General features: G+C 44.6%; 4 protein-coding genes and 1 pseudogene. All 5 read right to left on the bottom strand.

Annotation, left to right across the window (positions count from 1 at the left end):
• Nucleotides 1-457: 457 nt before the first annotated feature.
• A complete protein-coding gene (locus tag MA_RS22520; protein ID WP_011024193.1) occupies nt 458-6,547 on the bottom strand; it encodes a PKD domain-containing protein in 6,090 nt (2,029 codons plus the stop codon).
• Nucleotides 6,548-7,287: 740 nt separating this feature from the next.
• A complete protein-coding gene (locus MA_RS22510) occupies nt 7,288-9,072 on the bottom strand; it encodes a PQQ-binding-like beta-propeller repeat protein (protein WP_226990691.1) in 1,785 nt (594 codons plus the stop codon).
• An 884-nt stretch (nt 9,073-9,956) separates the two neighbouring features.
• The gene (locus MA_RS22500) at nt 9,957-13,745 is read right to left on the bottom strand and encodes a PKD domain-containing protein (protein ID WP_011024190.1); all 3,789 of its coding nucleotides are present in this window, start codon (nt 13,743-13,745) and stop codon (nt 9,957-9,959) included.
• 886 nt (nt 13,746-14,631) lie between these two features.
• Nucleotides 14,632-14,880: pseudogene (locus MA_RS22490) on the bottom strand (hypothetical protein); the annotation flags it as partial.
• Nucleotides 14,881-15,136: 256 nt separating this feature from the next.
• Nucleotides 15,137-18,376 carry a tetratricopeptide repeat protein gene (locus tag MA_RS22485; protein WP_011024187.1) on the bottom strand — a complete coding sequence of 1,080 codons (3,240 nt, stop codon included), beginning with the start codon at nt 18,374-18,376 and terminating at the stop codon, nt 15,137-15,139.
• Between the last annotated feature and the right edge of the window lie 786 nt (nt 18,377-19,162).

The raw sequence follows: 19,162 nt of genomic DNA, 5'->3' as shown, positions 1-19,162 counted from the left end.
GTCTGTCTGCATTTCGAATTGTATAATGCAGTAAGATCAGGTTTCGGACCTTTTTGAAGTGTCAGAACAACTGGAGTTTTAAAAGTTTATCCGGAACATATGCTGCGGAAATTTTGATATTTCCTGAAATAATTGATTGAACTAATTGTATCTGATTGAACTAATTGATTATTTTTGAGTTCTACAGATAAAAATCTTTGGCTAATTATTCTTATCCCATTGACTAACAATTCCCCTCTTCCCTCTTTTAGTATAAATTCTGGACTTTTTTGTCCTGAAGTTTAATCCAAAAAAGAAGGAAGGAAAACAGCCTTATTAGGCTGCCTCCACCCGGAAGATTATTGTCCCTTTTTTGTTTCCGGAACCAGCATAATCAGCTAAATATGAGAACGTTTTTCTCTATTTAGTCTTCTTTAATTCTTTTTTCTCTACTTTACTATTTTTTTCTTCCTTTTTCTCATATCATTGCAAACATATCCACTACATCATCAAAGTCTATCCTTCCGTTTCCGTTGAAGTCGAAGTACTCCACCGGCATGTTTTCCTCTATCCAGTCCATGTTGTGGAAGTACGCCACTATATCTACAAAACTGAACTCCCCGTTCCCGGTAAGGTCTTCATAGAGTCCGTCTCCGTCAAGGTCCTTAGGAGCATATTCCTGATCAGGAAGAGGAGAAAGCAGGGTCACTTCAATTTTCCCTGTCAAAAGAGCTGGCCCGATGACATTTCCTGAATCATCATCCAGACGGTCAACTCCTATGGATAGGTTCGCAGATCCTTTCTCCTTTCCAGAAACCGTAAGAGTTGCAAGTACAACATCTACTGCTCCTGCCTGCACGGTATCTTCCCCGTCAACAGCCTTCAGGTAGATAGAAGTCCCTGGCAGGGTAGAGTTCTCAGTAATCAGAGCCCAGGAAGGATACTCAATATCCACGATCTCGGCAACAGTCGGGTCGTCAAAAGCAACGGTCAGGTTGTAGCCTGAGAACCCTGCAGGGAAATTACTGGCAACGATATTTATTTCAGTAGATTCGTTTTCTGCAACTGAGGAACTTTCAGGGTCGAAGTATAAAGTAACGGTTGACCCTGAAGTTTCGGAAACTTTTATGTAATCCGTTTTTAACTCGAAATCCATGCCAGCTTCATTTTCCACAGTCAGATTTACGGTGTAATTTCCGGCTGCATTATAAGTGTAGCTCGGGTTCTGTTCGCTTGAGTCCACGTTTCCGTCATTGTCAAAGTCCCATTCCCAGGCAGTAGGTGTGCCTGTTGACTGGTCAGTGAAATTCACAGTGAGAGGAGCAGTCCCGCCAGTTACATCAGCAGTGAAAGCAGCAACCGGTTCAGGTTCTACAGGTGTAGAAGATACAGTGATGTAATCAGTCTTTAGCTCGGAATCGCTTCCTTCTGCATTTGCAACCGTAAGGTTGACAGTATAAGTACCGGCTGAAGTATAGGTATGCGAGGGATTCTGTTCAGTTGAGTCCACAGTTCCGTCGGAATCAAAGTCCCACGCATAGGACGAAGCAGTGCCTGTGGAAATGTCAGTAAAGTTGACAGTTAACGGAGCATTGCCTGAAGTAATGTCTGCAGAGAAGTTAGCAACAGGCGAAGTGAGGGAGTCCTTGAAGGCATAGACTTTCTGGTCCGCTCCTATGCTGAAAAGCATACCCTCCGAAATTGCCGGGGTCGATCCCGCATGGGGGATGTGCCAGACCACTTCTCCCGTAAAGGCGTCCAGGGCATAGAGGTCATTGTAACCGAAATATCCGTTGCCTTCGGTCCCGACGTAGGCAAGCCCGTCAGCTACCGCAACCGAACATGTCCAGCCTCCTATTCCCCCGTCCTCTCCTGTCAGGGAAGGGGTTTCCCAGACTTTTTCTCCTGTACTTGCGTTGAAACAGTAGGTCTGCACATTGGAAAAGCCTTCGCAGCCTCCGCAAACATAGATGTTTCCGTAGGCAAAAGCCGGAGTTGAATCCGTCCTCTGGATGGTCTGCTGCCAGATTATGCTCCCGTCAGCGGCGTCCAGGGCAAGAAGGTCTCCGTCTCCGTAGAAGTTGTAGGTTGTCAGGTAGAGAACCCCGTCTTTATATGCAGGGGACCCGCAGAAGTTCTGTTCGATATTATTAATGTGCCAGACCTGCTCCCCTGTTACTGCGTCCACGCAGTAAGCATGTCCTGCATAAGATGACCCATAGCCCCAGCTTGTCAGGTAGAACTTTCCGTCCGCGTAGGCGGGTACGGACTGGCCGTCTCCTACAACTTCAAAACTCCAGAGCAGGTACCCTGTGTCCTCGTCAAGACAGTAATAATGGCTTCCGTCCCAATCGCTAAATATTACCATACCATCCGCAATAGCAGGTCCGCTGTTAACCGCACCCTGACTTCCCACAGTATCATTGAAACACCAGATTTTTTCTCCTGTTTCGGCGTCGTAACATCCAAGTTCGGGGCCTGTGGCCGTAAAGACCATGCCGTTATCATAAGCAGGGGAAGCCCAGGAACCGTATACGGCTTTCGGAATGCTGACGTTCCAGATTATGTCTCCGTTAAATTCGTCCAGGGCTACTAGCTGGGGAATATCATCCGTGCTCTCTTCCATTCCTCCGGCCCCGCATATCACAAAGACTTTTCCTCCGGCCACAACAGGGGAGGAACTGCTGATTGCATCAATGTCCTCACTTACCCACTCAGTCCGGTTGGTCTTTGGCCCGCTTTCGGAGTAGCCAAGGTGGTCAACCTTTCCGTGGAACTGGTACCAGGAATCCTCAGGAATGGACTCGTTTTCCTGCTCTTCAACGTAGTATGAATACGGCATCACAAGCGGGTACTGGTCGGTCCCTCCGTCAGCAGTGTAAGATACATCCCCGATTCCATCCCCGTCAGAGTTATTTCCGGTGTAGTCATCGTAATAATTACCCATGTACCCTGTCAGTTTTTCTCCTTCCCACAGGTATTCTACGGGCTCCGGGCTCTGGAAGAACGAACCTGACCCGCCTGAAATATGGTCGCTTGAACCGCCCATTTTCCTGCCATTGTTGTTGATGAAGGTGTTCTGATAGATCCGGTTGTCTCCCGTGCTGTCAAGCACGGCTGCAAAGTCCCAGCAGTTGGAAATATTATTCTGCCGGAGAATGTTTCCGGTCCCTGTGAACATCACGCCTTCAGCGCAGTTATCTATAAGGTTGTCCTCTATCAGTGCGTTCTTTGCATTGACGGTAATCGCAAAGCACATCTCTTCGGTTCCTGTAATTTCAAAGCCGTTGATCTCGACATCGTCAGCACTTATGGTTATTCCTGAAGAGCCTGTGAAACCCGAAGCATTCAGGACAGGGTCCCTGATGCCTTTTAGGGTCAGATTCTTATCGATGGTCAGGACTTCGTGGTACTCCCCTGGATAGACCTTGATGATGTCTCCTGAATCGGCCGAATTAATAGCTGCCTGGATAGACCCTCCGCTTTTAACCGGCCAGATGGTTGGGACTTTGACTGCGTAAATGTAATCTTCTACAACTTTGGTGTCCTCTCCATGGTTGTTTTCAACGGTAAGGGTTACGGTGTAGCTGCCTGCGGCAGTATAGGTGTGGACAGGATTTACCTCAGTTGAAGTATTTCCGTCCCCGAAGTCCCAGAAGAATTTGTTTGCGTTAAAAGACCTGTCTTTGAAAGAAACAGTCAATGGGAAGGAACCTGTCTGTTTGTCCGAACTGAAGTTTGCCTCCGGAGGAAGAGCTTCTCCCTGTCCGATGCAGTATAGGTATCCGTTATCGGTTCCATAGTAAACTTTATCGTCGGAAAGGGCTGCACCCTGCAGGGTGTATGCGGAATCCTCAGGGGGATTGTAGTGCCAGGCAAGGGTTCCGTCAGGGTTCAGGCAGTAAATCGAGCCGTCAACTATGGCTTCTGTGAAATAGATGTACGGGTTGCCATCTTCGACCGAAATAACAGGTGAGGACTTTACTCCCCCGCTGACCGGAGTCTCCCAGATTACAGTTCCATCGGAATCGTTCAGGCAGAACAGGGCTCCTGATTCTCCGTGTTCTCCATGTCCCACATAGACTCTTCCATCATACACAACAGGGGTCGATGTCGAAAATCCAATTGAGGCTGCCCAGCCGCTGTCAAGGAACTGGCCTGTATCAGGATTGAACCCTACTTTGAAGCAGTAACCTGTTTCCTGCCCTCTTTCGGAAGAAGTATACAGGGCACCATCGGCATAGGTTACGGATCCTCGGAACATCCCTGGATCGGTAAGTGCAAAGGAAACATCGGAACTCTTACTGAAGTCAACCTCGTCTACAAAAGTTCCTGTATCTTTGTTCAGGCAGACCATTTTACCTTCAAAGACCGGGTAGACCAGATAGTCTCCAACAACTACTGAACCGCTCCAGAGAAAACCTGACGTGTTAGCGTTTTCGTGCTGCCAGACAAGGTTTCCGCTGTCGTCGTAACAGTAGTAATATTTTGTCCCGGTTCCTCCTTCAAGCCCGTCTCCGATGTAGAGTTTGTGGTCAGAATAAGTGATTGGACACTCCAGGTTGCCGTCGGTTATGTGTGCTTTCCAGAGCTCGTTTCCGTTTTCCGGGTCAAAAGCATAGAGGTCTCCTTCCATGGTAGGGACAAAAAGTGTCCCGTTCCCGAGAGCGGGGGTCGAGGTCTGTGTCAGGTCTCCGCCAAGTTCCTTTGACCAGATAAGGTCTCCGGTCTCTTTGTTAAAGGCCCAGACCGAAGCGTTTCCGGCAGTTACGAAAACCGTATTTCCGGAAATCACTGATGGAACGTTGATGCCTCCGCTCCCGCAGGGTTCCTGTTCAGGAGAAGTCAGTTTCTGCCAGAGGAGTTCCGGGTCCTGGGTTGGGACAGAACTGAATGTGTATCCAGTGTGGGAGCTGTCTTTCTGGAACTGAGACCATCCGGATTCGGTAACCGTTTCGCTTACCGTAATATAGTTGGTTTTTGTTTCGGTGTCGGAACCCTCATCACCTGTGACTGTAAGGCTGACGGTGTAAGTTCCTGTGCTGTTATAGACATGGATCGGGTTCTGCTCGTTAGAGTCCACGGTTCCGTCGGAATCAAAGTCCCAGGCCCAGGAAGTTATTCCATCGCCTGAGGATAGGTCCGTGAACTGGACTGTCAGTGGTGCTGTACCGCTTGTCACATTCGCTGTGAAATTGGCAACTGGAGCTCCGGAAAGTGGTTCGCTTACGACGATGTACTCTGTCTTTACTTCAGAATCGCTTCCATCTGCATTTGCAACCGTAAGGTTGACGGTATAGTTACCGGCTGATGCATATACATGTGAGGGGTTCTGCTCGGTATCAGTCGAATTGTCTCCAAAGTCCCATAGCCAGGATGTAGGTGTATTTGTGGACTGGTCAGTAAAATTAACCGTGAGAGGAGCATTGCCAGAAGTCGGTGTTGCTGAAAAGCCTGCAACTGGAGCTGAAGGCGTTTCGTGCGTTTCTGAACTCCCGTAGTTTTCATTTGTAGATATTAGCGGCGCGTAGTCAGTGCCGAAACTGGAGGGTACAGTATAAGAGATGTCACCGATTCCGTTTCCGTCACCATCAGATCCTGTGTAGGCAGTGCCCCAGAAATTGCCCAGGTATCCGGTGTGGGTTGTACCGTTGTAAGTGTATTCCATTGGTTCAGTTGAATTCCAATAGGTTATAGCTGGAGGTGTACCGGACATACCACCAGAAGTGTTCGCGAAATTGTTCAGGAATATTTTATTGCCATCACCCGCATTTTCGAAACGTATTGGAATTCCACTTGAAACTATATTATTTTGCATTATAATATTATTCTTAGCAGTTGTTTGATAAATTGTTATTACTTTATTAGTGTCGTTCAAAAACGTGTTGTTGACAACTGTACAGTTGGTGGATTCTCTTAACATAAGAGCACTGCCTTTAGTATTGTTTTTGAAAGTATTGTCTGCAACAGTTGTCATTGGTGCACTTCGGATGTATAGAGCCGCATTTGATCCCGCATTTGAACTCTCAAATTCATTGTTAATAACTTTGGCAGAATTTACTCCATTAATGTACATTATAATACTACTAGTTGAATCTTCAAAACTATTATTTTCAACAGTAGAATTAATACCGCTGTCTGTAACTGAAATACGACCTCCTTGCATGTTTTTGAACACACAATCCCTGACGATACAGTTTGGATAGGTTATATAAACTGATGTACTCTCAGATATATTAATTGTAAAACCATCGGCAATACATCCTAGTGCCTTTAACTTCAACGGGTTACCGGCGGATATCTCGAATAGTACAACATCTGCACCTTCTCCCTTCCATGTAACGTTCTCCACATCAATATCCATGGTGCCTAATACACCAGAATAGGTATAGGTTCCAGCGTGGAAGAAAAGTGTGTCACCCGGTTGGGCCTGCGTCTTCATTATGGTATATACAGTTCCTACAGGGTCTGTCGGGTATATATCAAAAGTCTTTGCTGATACCGGCGCAACTGCCAGCATCAGCAATAATATTATGCAAATAATAGGAACAGTCGTCAATTTTTTCATATATTTATTTCTCCTTTCTTGTCATGGGGTTCAACTTGCCTGCACAGAACTGTTCGGTCTCCTGAAGATTCAAAGGAATGTTTAATCAGGCAGAAAATTGTTTTTGGTTCAGGGATTTTCAGACCTTTGAAGCAAGTAGAACGCTACTGGATTTTGTGTATCTGTTTTATTCTCACGGATTCTGGTTTTAAGGATCAACCGATTTTTAAGCACCTGCCTTTGGAAGTTTCCGGTGATCGAACGGAAGAAACAGCATTTCAACACAAAGAAAACGCTGAAAATATGAAAAACGCGGATCTTTTTTTGAAAAAAATCGTGACCTTTCAGGTAAACAGGTTTAACATTTGTCAAGATTTTTGCTGAAAGGCATACCTGGATTTCCAGTTTTTTGGAAAAATTTCATGAAAGAACCGCGTAAAGAAAAATGAACACTATCGTTTTCTAGTCATTTTAAAAGCCTCCTATATTTTCATAGGGTTGTCGGTTAGTCTAATTTTGAGTTTTGGGATCAGCTCGAATTATAAATGAAAAAAAGATTCATTGGTCATCGGTTAAGGGATTTTCTTGCCTGAAAGCTATCTATTTCGTACCAGAAGCCGGCCTTAAATTTTAGCCTCTTTACATGAAATCGATACCACGTTCCAGTCCACAAAACATCTATTTTTTGGTAACAGTTGCGGAAATGGAGACAATTTATCACGATTCTTCACTTAACCGAAGACGCATGAAATAAGATTATGTTATGGTGTTGCCACCAGTTTAACATAATCCGTTTTAATAACTGAACTGTCTATATCCGTTGAACTCTTCTGGACAACCAGCAAAGTTACATTGTTCGAATTATCAATGTAATTATCAATGTTTTCTGTTACTTCCCCAGTCAAAAAAGCATCGCTGCCAACATCATTATCAGCCAATTGTTCATATTCCGAAGCTGTATTGTTCCAGATATACAAATGGGCACCGTTATTGTCTCCCTGGGCAATACCATTCCATGTTACATTGATTGAAGTAATCCATGGCTTCTCATTGTCATCAATTTTGAACACAAACCTCTGTGCAGCATATTCTCCATCATCAGCATAATATTCTGCGTAGTTTGTGTCATCATCGGTCTTGATGGCTGTATAATCAGTATTACTAAATTCTATCGCCGGATCCGTAGCAGTGCTGGGAGGTTTGTCATCTACTTGGTACTTGTAAGCCCACATATCCGCACTTCCGTTAAAGTCGTAGCGAGTATAGTTGGCACAGCCGCAGAGGTATCCACCGTCGTTACCGTAGAAGACCCAGCCGCCTGAAATTATGGCTCCGGCCAGACAGTAGCAATTAGTGCCCGGGGAAGTTTCACTCCAGACTGTAACCCCACTGCTGTTCACGCAGTAGATACCGCCGCTCCCGGAGTTCGTGGTGACGTAGATGTACTCATTGCCAGGGCCATAGAAGGTCGATATTGCGGGAGAGCTCTGTACCGGACCTACGGAATTGTTCCAGATTTCAGTTCCATCGGATGCGTTCAGGCACCAGAGTTTACCCGTAGAGAAGCCGTTGTTGTGACCCACGTAAACCCTGCCGTTGTAGTATGCAGGAGTGGAGGTACTGTATCCGATGGATTCGCTCCATTTGTTAGCCGTATCGAACTGGCCCGTGTTTGCATTAAAGCCCAGTGAATAGCAGTATCCTGCCAGGGAGGTGAAATAGATCCTGCCGGTCTCTTCACTGTAACAGATTGAGGAGCGGATCTCGTTTACGTTAAAGCCAAAGACCGTTGAGGCGTCGATTTCCTGAACAGTCTCTACTTCGTAGTTTGTGAAGTTCGTATAGTTTACCGAAACAAGGTGGCCGGCATCGTCACCATAGACTGCATAGTCCCCGATGATTGCCGCACCTGCCCAGTAGTATCCTTTTGCGGATGAACAGTCCCTTTCCCATTCCTTTACCATGTTGGTGGGGTCAGTTACGTTGTAACAGTAGTACTTTCCTCCGTCGCTCAGGTTCACAGGATCCACAGAACTCATGTTTACCGAACCGAAGAGAATGTGCTTGTTTCCGTTACTATCTTCTGCATAGGTAATCGGCGTAGAAAACTGGATGGAGGTTGAGGCAATTACAGACCCGCTATCAGAAATAGATCCAGTAGATGCATCGACAGCAATAAGGTCAGGGTCAGGATCACTACCATATCCGGTATTCACCACAAAGATATGCCCATTACCTGCAGCCGGTGCAGCATTCTGAAAACCTGGATTTCCGATGTCAACCGACCAGCCTCCGACCGAAGTCCCGTCTTTATAGTATTTGGCAAGATTACCGTCTGACGCAACCGCATATACATAGTCTCCGTACACAATTGGACTCGCATCAATTCCTACCCATCCGCTGCAGATATCATGTTGCCAGGACATAGTCGAGTTCGGGGTGGCTATTGGAGCACTGTCTCCTGTAATTCCACTATTTACTTTGTCTTTCTGGAACTGTGCCCAGTCGGAACCCAGTGCCGGCTGAGCGGCCGCTACCAGGAGCAAGATTAAACAAATTACAGATATTCCTAATGTAAATTTCTTCATATTTTCATTTCTCCTATCTGTTTCATATGGGTCTTGTCGTCCTGCGCGGAAATGTCCGGACTCCCGAATATTTGAAAAGCGGTTTGACCGGACAGGAAGTTGTTTTTGGTTTAAGGGTTTTCGGACCTTTGAAGAGCAGGAAGCGACTGGATTTTGTTTTTCTGTTTTTTATTCTCACGGATTTTTGAGCTTCCGGGATCAGCCGGTTTTGAAGTATTTGGCTTTAATATTCCGGGGATCAAACAGAAGATAACAGCATTCAAAATCCGGAAAAAATACTTATTTGAAAACACAGCCCGAATTAAAAATCTAGCACACTCTTTAGGTAAAATTTTGATGAATAACATAAAAATTTTGCTGAAGGACATGCCTGACTTTTCGGAATCCAGAAAAAAATCCAGACTAAAGCTGTGTAAAGAAAAATAAGTGCTTTCAATTTCTGATCCTTTTGAAGGCCTCCGATGTTTTTATGGGGGTTTTGTCGGTTGGTCTGAGCGGAAGAATCTGTCTGCATTTCGAATTCCGTATTGCAGAAAGATCAGGTTTCGGACCTTTTTGAAGTGTCAGAGCAACTGGAGTTTTTAAAGTTTATCCGGAACATATGCTGCGGAAATTTTGATATTTCCTGAAATAATTGATTGAACTAATTGTATCTGATTGAACTGATTGATTCTTTTTGACTTCTACAAATAAAAATCTTTGGCTAATTATTCTTAGCTTATTGACTAACGATTCCCTTGTTACCTATTTTAATATAAATCCTTGACTTTTTTGTCCTGAAGTTTATTTCAAAAAAAGAAAGGAGGAAAACAGCTCTATTCGGCTTTCTTTTTTTCTTTTTCTTATATCATTGCAAACATCCGCACTACATCATCAAAGTCTATCCTTTCATTCCCGTTGAAGTCGAAGTACTCCACCGGCATGTTTTCCTCTATCCAGTCCATGTTGTGGAAGTAAGCCACTATATCCACAAAACTGAACTCCCCGTTTCCGGTGAGGTCTTCATAGAGCCCGTCTCCGTCAAGGTCCTTAGGAGCATATTCCTGATCAGGCAGGAGAGACAGAAGGGCCACTTCAATTTTTCCGGTTAAAAACTCTGGCTCTATAGAGTCTCCGGAATCGTCCTCCAGACGTTCAACCCCTATAGAAAGATTCGCTGAACCAGATTCCTTTCCAGAAACAGTGAGAGTGGCAAGCACAACATCTGCTGCCCCTTCCTTAATGGAATCTTCCAGGTCAACAGTCTTCAGGTAGATAGAAGTCCCGGGCAAGGAAGAGTTCTGAGTAATCAGAGCCCAGGAAGGGTACTCTATGTCGACTATCTCGGCAACAGCCGGATCGTCGAGAGCAACGGTCAGGTTATAGCCTGAGAACCCTGCAGGGAAATTACTGGCAACGATATTTACTTCAGTAGATTCGTTTTCTGAAACTGAGGAACTTTCCGGATCGAAATAGAGAGTAATGGTTGCCACGGAATCCTCGGAAACTTCTATGTAATCCGTTTTTAACTCGAAGTCCGTGCCAGCGGAATTTTCCACAGTCAGATTTACGGTGTAATTTCCGGCTGATGTGTACGTATGTGAAGGGTTCTGCTCAGTTGAGTTTTCTCCATCTCCTAAGTCCCAGAGCCACGAAGTAGGGGAACCTGCGGACTGATCGGTGAAGTTGACTGTCAATGGTGCATTGCCTGATGTTATGTCTGCAGAGAAGTTGGCAACAGGTGAAGAGAGTGAGTCCTTGAAGGCATAGACTTTCTTATTGCTCCCTATACTGAAAAGCATACCGTCCGAAAGTGCGGGAGTACCGCCGCCATAAGGAGAATTCCAGACGACATCCCCCGTAAAGGCGTCCAGAGCATAACCTCCCACATAAGCGAGCCCATCGGCGACAGCTACCGACCAGGTCCAGTCTCCGATTGAGGGGATTGACCAGACAGGTTCGCCTGTAGTCGCATTAAAACAGTAGGTTTCCTTGTCACTAAAGCCACTGCATCCTCCGCTAACATAAACATTTCCATATGCAAGAGCCGGGGTCGAGTCCGTCCTCTGGACGGTCTGCTGCCAGATTATGCTCCCGTCCGTAGCGTTCAGGGCAAAGAGGTCACCGTCTCCAGAGAAGTTGTAGGTTGTCAGGTAGAGGACTCCGTCTTTATAGGCAGGGGACCCGCAGAAGCTGCGTTCGACATTAATGTTCCAGAGCTGTTCCCCGGTTGTCGCGTCCACGCAGTAAGCATACCCCTGCGTGTAAGTCCAGCCTGTCAGGTAGAACTTCCCGTCTGCATAGGCAGGTACGGACTGAGCGTCTCCTACCACTACAAAACTCCAGAGCAGGTATCCGGTGTCCTCGTCAAGGCAGTAATAATGGTGCCCGTCCCAGTCACTGAAGATAACCATCCCGTCCGCGATAGCAGGCCCGCCATTAACCGCACCCAGTGTTCCCACAGTATCATTGAAGCACCAGATTTTTTCTCCTGTTTCGGCGTTGTAACAGCCAAGTTCAGGGCCGGTTGCTGTAAAGACCATGCCGTCATCATAAGCAGGGGAAGCCCATGAACCGTATACGGTTTCCGGGATACTGGCATTCCAGGTTATGTCTCCGGTAGACTCGTTCAGGGCTACTAACTGAACGATGCCTGTCGTTTCTTCTTCCATTCCTGCTCCGCCGCAGATCACAAAGACCTTCCCTTCGGCAACTACAGGCGAGGAACTGCCGATAGCATCAGTAACATCCTCACTTATCCACTCTGTACGGTTGGCCTTGGGCCCGTTTTCGGAGTAACCGAGATGGCCAACCTTTCCGTGGAACTGGTACCAGGAGTCCTCAGGAGAGGCGGGTCTTTCCGGAGCAACCGTGATCATGTCCGGAATTTCCAGGACATCACTGCCGTTTCCATTGCTTGCGGTCAATTTGACGGTGTAGTTTCCTTCCGTGTAGTAGGTATAAAGCGGGTTCTGCTCGGTTGAGTCCACGTTTCCGTCGTTGTCAAAGTCCCAGGCCCAGTCAATGGTGTTTTCTGAACTGTCAGTGAATTTGACCGTGAAAGGTACTGCTCCGTCTCTGGAGCTGGCCGAAAAGCCTGCGGTCGGGAACGCGGGTTCGGCTTCTTCGCTTACGATGTAATCCGTCTTTACTTTGCTGTCGCTTCCGCCTGTTCCGGTAACGGTCAGGGTTACGGTGTAGTTGCCGATTTCACTGTAAGTAAAGGTGGGGTTCTGCTCTGTGGAATCCACAGTCCCGTCGGAATCAAAGTCCCAGCTCCAGCTGTCTATCCCTTCGCCTGTGGAAAGGTCAGTGAACCGGACTTCCAGGGGTACAGGTCCGGAAAGGGGTTCTGCGCTGAAGTCAGCGATGGGAGGCTCTGCCGGTTCTCTTACGGTGATATAGTCAGCCTTTGTTTTGCTGTCCGAACCCAGTTGGCCAGTGACCGACAGGCTGACGGTGTAAGCCCCTGTGCTGTTGTAAGTGTGGCTCGGGTTCTGCTCGGTTGAGTCCACGTTTCCGTCCCCGTCAAAGTCCCAGGCCCAGCTTGAAATCCCACTGCCTGTGGACTGGTCCGTGAACCGGACTTCCAGGGGTACATTTCCGGAAAGTGGGGCTGCATTGAAGTTGGCGACAGGGGTTTCCAGGATCTCGTAGTTCTCTTTTGGAGATATTAGTGGGGAATAGTCAGTGCCTAAACCGCCGGGTACTTCGTAAGGCGTATCCCCTATCCCGTTGCCGTCAGCGTCGGTGCCTGTGTAAGCAGCACCCCAGTAGTTGCCTGGGTAACCGGTGTAGGTCGCACCGTTGTAGGTGTACTCTATTGGCTCGGTGGAGTTCCAGTAGCTTACGGATGGTAATGGCCCGGCCCATTCGTTTGACACAATACTTTCACTGAAATTATTGAGCTGCCATACTATAGCTTCCCCGGGGTCATATATGAGAATATTTCCAGTTGACACCATGTCATTTCCAGAGACTAATGAGTTATCTGCGTAAACCAGATAAAAGGCATATGGATTATTCATGAAAAGGTTGTTTGAAACCGTTACGTTTTGAGCTTGAACACAAAGGGGGCCATAAGCATACTGATTATTTTTTATAACATTATTCTCGATGATCGAATTGGTGGCTAGAATACTGATCGCAAAATTTTCGGTCCCGGAGTTGTCAAATGTGCAGTTGCTTATAATAAGGCCACTACAATCTTCGGAGTTAGAGGATATAACTGCACAATCGCGAATATCGCGTAAAATTAAGTTTCTTAATGTACAGTCAGGAGAACGCACACTGATACCAAACACACCACTAGTAGATGTTATATCGCCTAGTAAGGTCATATTCTCAACTATGCATCCGGGTGCTGGTCCACCATTGCTACCTATAGTAATGAAATCATTGTCTCTAAGGAGGACTACTCCTTCTTTGCTCTCTCCTGTGAATGTGATATTTGACTTGTAAAGATAAAGGGTGCTTGTAAGCGTATAGTTTCCATTATGCACAAAAATTGTGTCACCTTCACCCGCATTTGCCGCTGCATTCTGCAATTCAGAAACCGTGCTTACATTCCAGGTCGTCGCCGATGCCGGTGCAACCGCCAGCATCATTGTGCTCAACAGTGCAACCATACAAACATAATGTATTTTTTTCATACCTTACTTCCTCACTTTTATTTCTTCTAACATCATATAATTTGGTACGAGTCCCAGCATATTGGTTGCTGGTATAGCCAAAATTTCAAGTATATGTAAACGTTATCAACTGATTTCAGTTAGAGATTATTAATTCAAAAACAGAATCAAGAAAAATGTTTAAATTATTATGTCGACATGCCGAATAAGGGTTGGATTTTGTTTTTTCTGTTTTTTATGCTCACGGATTTTTGAGCTTCCAGGATCAGCCGGTTTTGAAGTATTTGGCTTTAAAATTCCGTGGATCAAACAGAAGATAACAGCATTCAAAATCCGGAAAAAGTACTGATTTGAAAACACAGCCCCAATTAAAAATCTAGCATACTCTTTAGGTAAAATTTTTATGTTACTCATCAAAATTTTTGCTGAAGGGCATACCTAACTTTCCGGAATTCTGGAAAAATTCAGGCTAGAGCTGTGTAAAGAAAAATAAGTGCTTTCAATTTCTTATCTTTTTGAAGACCTCCTGTATTTTCATAGGGTTGCCGGTTGGTCTGAGCGGAAGAATCTGTCTGCATTTCGAATTCGATACTACAGTCAGATCAGGTTTCGGACCTTTTTGAAGTGTCAGGACAACTGGAGTTTTAAAGTTTATCTAGAACATATGCCTGCGGAAATTTTGATATTTCCTGACCTAATTGATTGAACTAATTGTATCTGATTGAACTAATTGATTATTTTAACTTCTACAGATAAAAATCTTTGGCTAATTATTCTTAGTTTATTGACTAACAATTCCCTTGTTACCTATTTTAATATATATCTTTGACTTTTTTGTCCTGAAGTTTATTTCAAAAAAAGAAAGGAGGAAAACAGCTCTATTCGGCTTTCTTTTTTCTTCCTTTTCTTATATCATTGCAAACATCCGCACTACATCATCAAAATCGATCCTTCCGTTTCCATTGAAGTCGAAGTACTCCACTGGCATGTTTTCCTCTATCCAGTCCATGTTGTGGAAGTAAGCTACTATATCTACGAAACTGAACTCCCCGTTTCCGGTGAGGTCTTCATAGAAGCCTTCTCCGTCGAGATCTCTAGGGGTATATTCCTGATCAGGCTGGGGCGACAGAAGGGTCACTTCAATTTTTCCGGTTAAAAACTCCAGTATAAAATTATATAAAAAAGAACGGGAAAGAAAAATCGTTTAAGAGTTTCTGTCTTTTTTTCCTTAGAAAAAGTTTGCCGATATGCCTGGAATCTTAATACGCATACCGGCATTAATTCTTCTTTTTGGCTCTCAAGCTCTTTTAAACCTCATCTGGCTCTGGACATATCAGTTTTCAACGTCTGTTTTATTTTTCTGGTTTTCTTCAGATTCTGGAACGTACCAGTCTGTGTCTTCATTAGTTTCATCAGTGTTCCTTCTGCCCCTCTCTGGAGGATGTATTGGTTACCTGCTGAGGAGTTTCGGTTACGTTTATGCTGGTATTGTTAGAATAGTTTCCTTCTTCTTCGTACCATCTTACAGGCAGAGAGTAGTTAAGGTCACTTCTGTATGTTTCGGGGATAAAGATGCGGGTTCCCCTGTTCTGAAGAGCTGTAACAAAGCCAGGGTCGATAGAATCAAGTTTTGTTTTACATGCCGAAGCATCTTCGTATTCCTTTATGCGGTAGTGTGCAAAACGCTTGTTATAAAGGACAGACGGTTCATTGGGGTTGATTGCAAGAGCGCTGTTATAAGAATTGATTGACTCATTAACCTCTCCCATTACATTGTATAGATACCCCCTATTGTACCACGCCGTTATACAGTCTGGTTTTAGCGTCACCACTTTATCAAAGCTTTCAACGGCAGCAATGTTGCTGCTTATCGCGAAGTTAGCGCATCCTTTGAAGTACCAGGCGGTGGCATTATTTGGGGCATACTCAATGGCTTTGTCATAGCTGGCAATTGCTTCCTGATATTTCTCCATTTTAGCGTAAGCAAAACCCTTGTTATTTATCGCATCGATATTTTTCGGGTCAAGCGCAAGAATCTGATCATAACAGGCGATTGCGGCTTCGAAATCTCCCATCGCTTCAAGTGCCTTACCCTGGCGGTACATTATCTCTCTGTTCTCAGGTGTAATCCGGAGAATCTCTCCATAGGTTGAAGCAGCTTCTTCATACCTGCCGAGTTCTTCAAACAAAGAAGCTTTCTCAGTCATTGCCTTTGAATTGGAAGGTTCAAGCTGCAAGATTCTGTCGTAGTCTTCCAGGGCTTCTTCTTGCCTTCCGGATTTTGTCAGGGAAAAAGCCCGGCCATCCAGGGCCTCTATGTTTTCCGATTCAAGTTCGAGCAGAGGGTTGAAACATTCAACTGCTTCTTCGTACCTGCCAAGATTTACAAGGGCCTGCGATTTTCCCTGCAGGGCTTCAGGGTCACTGGCATTGGCAGCAAGTAACTGGTCATAGTAAGCAATAGCTTCTTCCGATCTTCCAAGGGTGTTCGAGATAGAAGCCATCCCGTACAAGGCATCGCTCGACTGCGGGTTAATCTCAAGAGCTTTTTTGTAACACTCCAGAGCTTCCTCACTTCTTCCGAGTTTGTCAAGGGCAGAGCCCTTCTCATACCAGGCTTCGGTGCGTAAGGGGTTAATCGAAAGAGCCGTATCGTAAGCATCCAGGGCATCCTCATGCATGTTAAGTTTGCTGTATGCTGAAGCTTTGCCGTACCAGGCTGCATCGTAACTGAATTCCGGGCTCAGGTCATCAAAGTTCTCTGAAATGTCCGAGCTCTCCTCAGTAAGTGTATATTTGTAGTTCAGAAGGTAAGACCAGAAGCCTCCTGAAATTGCACTTTTAGGACTGACCTCCGTTTTTTTCCCTTCCGATGAATTGGGAGTCAACCCCCCATACAGCTCTTCCGTATTCTTGTTTAATCTGAATCGAGCAACAGAATACCCTGGATTTATCTGGAGAGCCTTACTGTAACAGTCTGAAGCTTCCTGGTGCCTTTCGAGCTGGTCAAGGAGAAGACCCTTGTTGTACCAGATTTCAGCACTATCAGGGGCAGCGGCAAGAACTTTTTCGTAGCATACAAGAGCCTCTTCATAGTCTCCTGTTTTTGCCAGGGCAAAAGCTTTGCCATACCATGCAAGGGTGTAATTATCATCAAGGTTTACAGCTTTATCAAAACTTTTTGCGGCATCTTTGTACTGCCCAAATTTTGAAGAATCGTATCCTTTCCTGTACCAGACTTTTGCATATTCTGAGTTCAGTTTCAGGGCTTTATCATAACAGCCAGCAGCTTCTTCATACCTGTCAAGTCTGTCCAAGTCCAGGGCTTTCATGTACCAGACCACTGCGTGTCCTGATTCTGTCTCCAGTACACTATCATAACATTCAAGAGCAGACTCGTAGTTTTCGAGTTTATCAAAAGCCAGTCCTTTGTCGTACCAGATTTTAACTGCAGAAGATTTAAACTCGGGCACTTCAGAATACCCGGGAAGTGCAGAATCATAGGCATTAAACTTTTCGAGAAGAGCTTCTCCAATCTCTTCCACTTCAATTCCTGCATCTGGATTAAGGGCTCTGTCATAGCAGGCTATTGCAGCGTCGTAATCTCCCATAGCATTAAGCACGGAACCTTTACTATACCATGCATCAGCGTCATCAGGACTGTAAGTAAGAATCTCTTCATAGCACTGCAGAGCCTCTTCATTTCTACCAAGCTGCTCGAGACAGAAACCTTTTTTCTGCAGGGTATTGAGGTTTTCAGGCTCTGAAAGGAGGACAAATTCGTAGCAGGTCAGAGCTTCCTGATACAGCCCCATTCCCTCAAGGTCTACGCCTTTATTATACCAGGCCTCAGTAAGGTCAGGATTGAGGGAAATTGCCTCGTCGTAGCACTGTATTGCAGCTTCATAATCTCCGGACATATCATACATTATACCTTTCTGAGTCCAGAGTTCAAAGTCATCAGGAGTAATATTAAGTGCTCCGTTAAAACACCTCATTGCTTCATCGTAATTTTCAAGCCCGGTGTAAGCTTTCCCTTTCATTTGCAGAGTTTTGGACACGTTAGAGCCCAGGCCAATTGAACTATCATAGGAAGCTAATGCCTCCTGCTCCATGCCCAGTTTCTCAGAAGCAAGGGCTTTCTGGAACCAGACTCTGGAAAGATAGCTATCCATAGAGAAACTTTTCTCGTAGCAGTTGATAGCCTCTACATAATTTTGTGTCTGAATATATTCATCGCCTTTTTGATACCAGCTCCAGGAAGAAGTTGGAAAGCTTTCAAGAGCTTTATCATAGCAATCAATAGCTTCTTCATATCTTTTCAGTGATGTCAGAGCACAGCCCTTTCCATAGCATGCCATTGAAGAATTCGAATCCATCTCAAGTGCGTCATCAAAGCATTCTATGGAAAGCTCATACTTTTTAAGAGAATAGAGATCGTTGCCTTTCTTTATCAGGCCTTCTACAGAAACAGGGCTCTGCGCAAGTACCTCTTCAAGCGAGGGAGGAGCAACAGGCTCGCCGTCTCCTACAGTATCCTTCTGGTCCTCCACTGCTCCTGCTACATGTAAAAAACCTGTACTGGCATATAAACTACAGGTCAGAAGAATGAAAGAACAAACAATCAAGTAAATTTTTTTAATTGGGCTCATTAAATTCCCCGATTTATTCTAATGAGTTCCTGTGGTATATTTTCATAAGCAGTCCCATCAGTATCCTTTTAAGTCGCTCTGGTATTTTTGAATGTTATAAACAAGAACATCGAGATTAATATAACTATTTAAATCCTCTAACTGCCTAAATTCTCTTTGCTCCACACCAAGATATTTTATCCAGTTTAAACCGGATTTCTTTCCTATAATTCTACAGTAGATTCTTAGTTAATTTGAAGAGGATACGTTTTTTTCATGCTCTCCGATTGGCCTCTCAGCTAACCGATAACCGGTTATCTTCCCACTGTCTCGGTTTCTCTAATAAAGACTCTGATTGTGTTTTTTGTGATATTAGTCTGCTGGCTTTTTTCGGCCTATCAGCACAATATCGTTTTAGGGTCCTTAAAAATTGGTCAGATTTTTAAGGATTAATGAGCTTTATTTCTGAGATTAATTATTGTTTTATTGTTTCCCAGAGAAAAATACATGTGCAAAATAATTTTTTTTGTATTTGAGGTTTTGCCATTTTTCACATAATCCCTTTATTTCCGCTAATATTTAACAGCATAGCTTATTTTGTGAAAAATTTATCTAATAACGACTTAAAATCTATTTAATTCGTTATTCTTATCTATAATTAAAATTGGAGCAATAAATAATTCATTAATCAGGAAATAAACTTCATTTGAACTTTCTAAACATAATAATTATTTATGTTTTTATGTAATTTATGGAAATAAGTTGCAATAAATTTTAATTTTTAAATTGAATGTAATATTATATCAA

The organism is Methanosarcina acetivorans C2A (genome assembly GCF_000007345.1).
Taxonomy (GTDB): domain Archaea; phylum Halobacteriota; class Methanosarcinia; order Methanosarcinales; family Methanosarcinaceae; genus Methanosarcina; species Methanosarcina acetivorans.
Note: the sequence above shows the minus strand (reverse complement) of the source record. Positions and strands in the feature narration are given on the sequence as shown.

Bases quoted from the DNA above. Each gene is read 5' to 3' on its own strand.
- MA_RS22520 (WP_011024193.1), bottom strand. From the start codon at position 6,547: ATGAAAAAATTGACGACTGTTCCTATTATTTGCATAATATTATTGCTG.
- MA_RS22485 (WP_011024187.1), bottom strand. From the start codon at position 18,376: ATGAGCCCAATTAAAAAAATTTACTTGATTGTTTGTTCTTTCATTCTT.
- MA_RS22500 (WP_011024190.1), bottom strand. From the start codon at position 13,745: ATGAAAAAAATACATTATGTTTGTATGGTTGCACTGTTGAGCACAATG.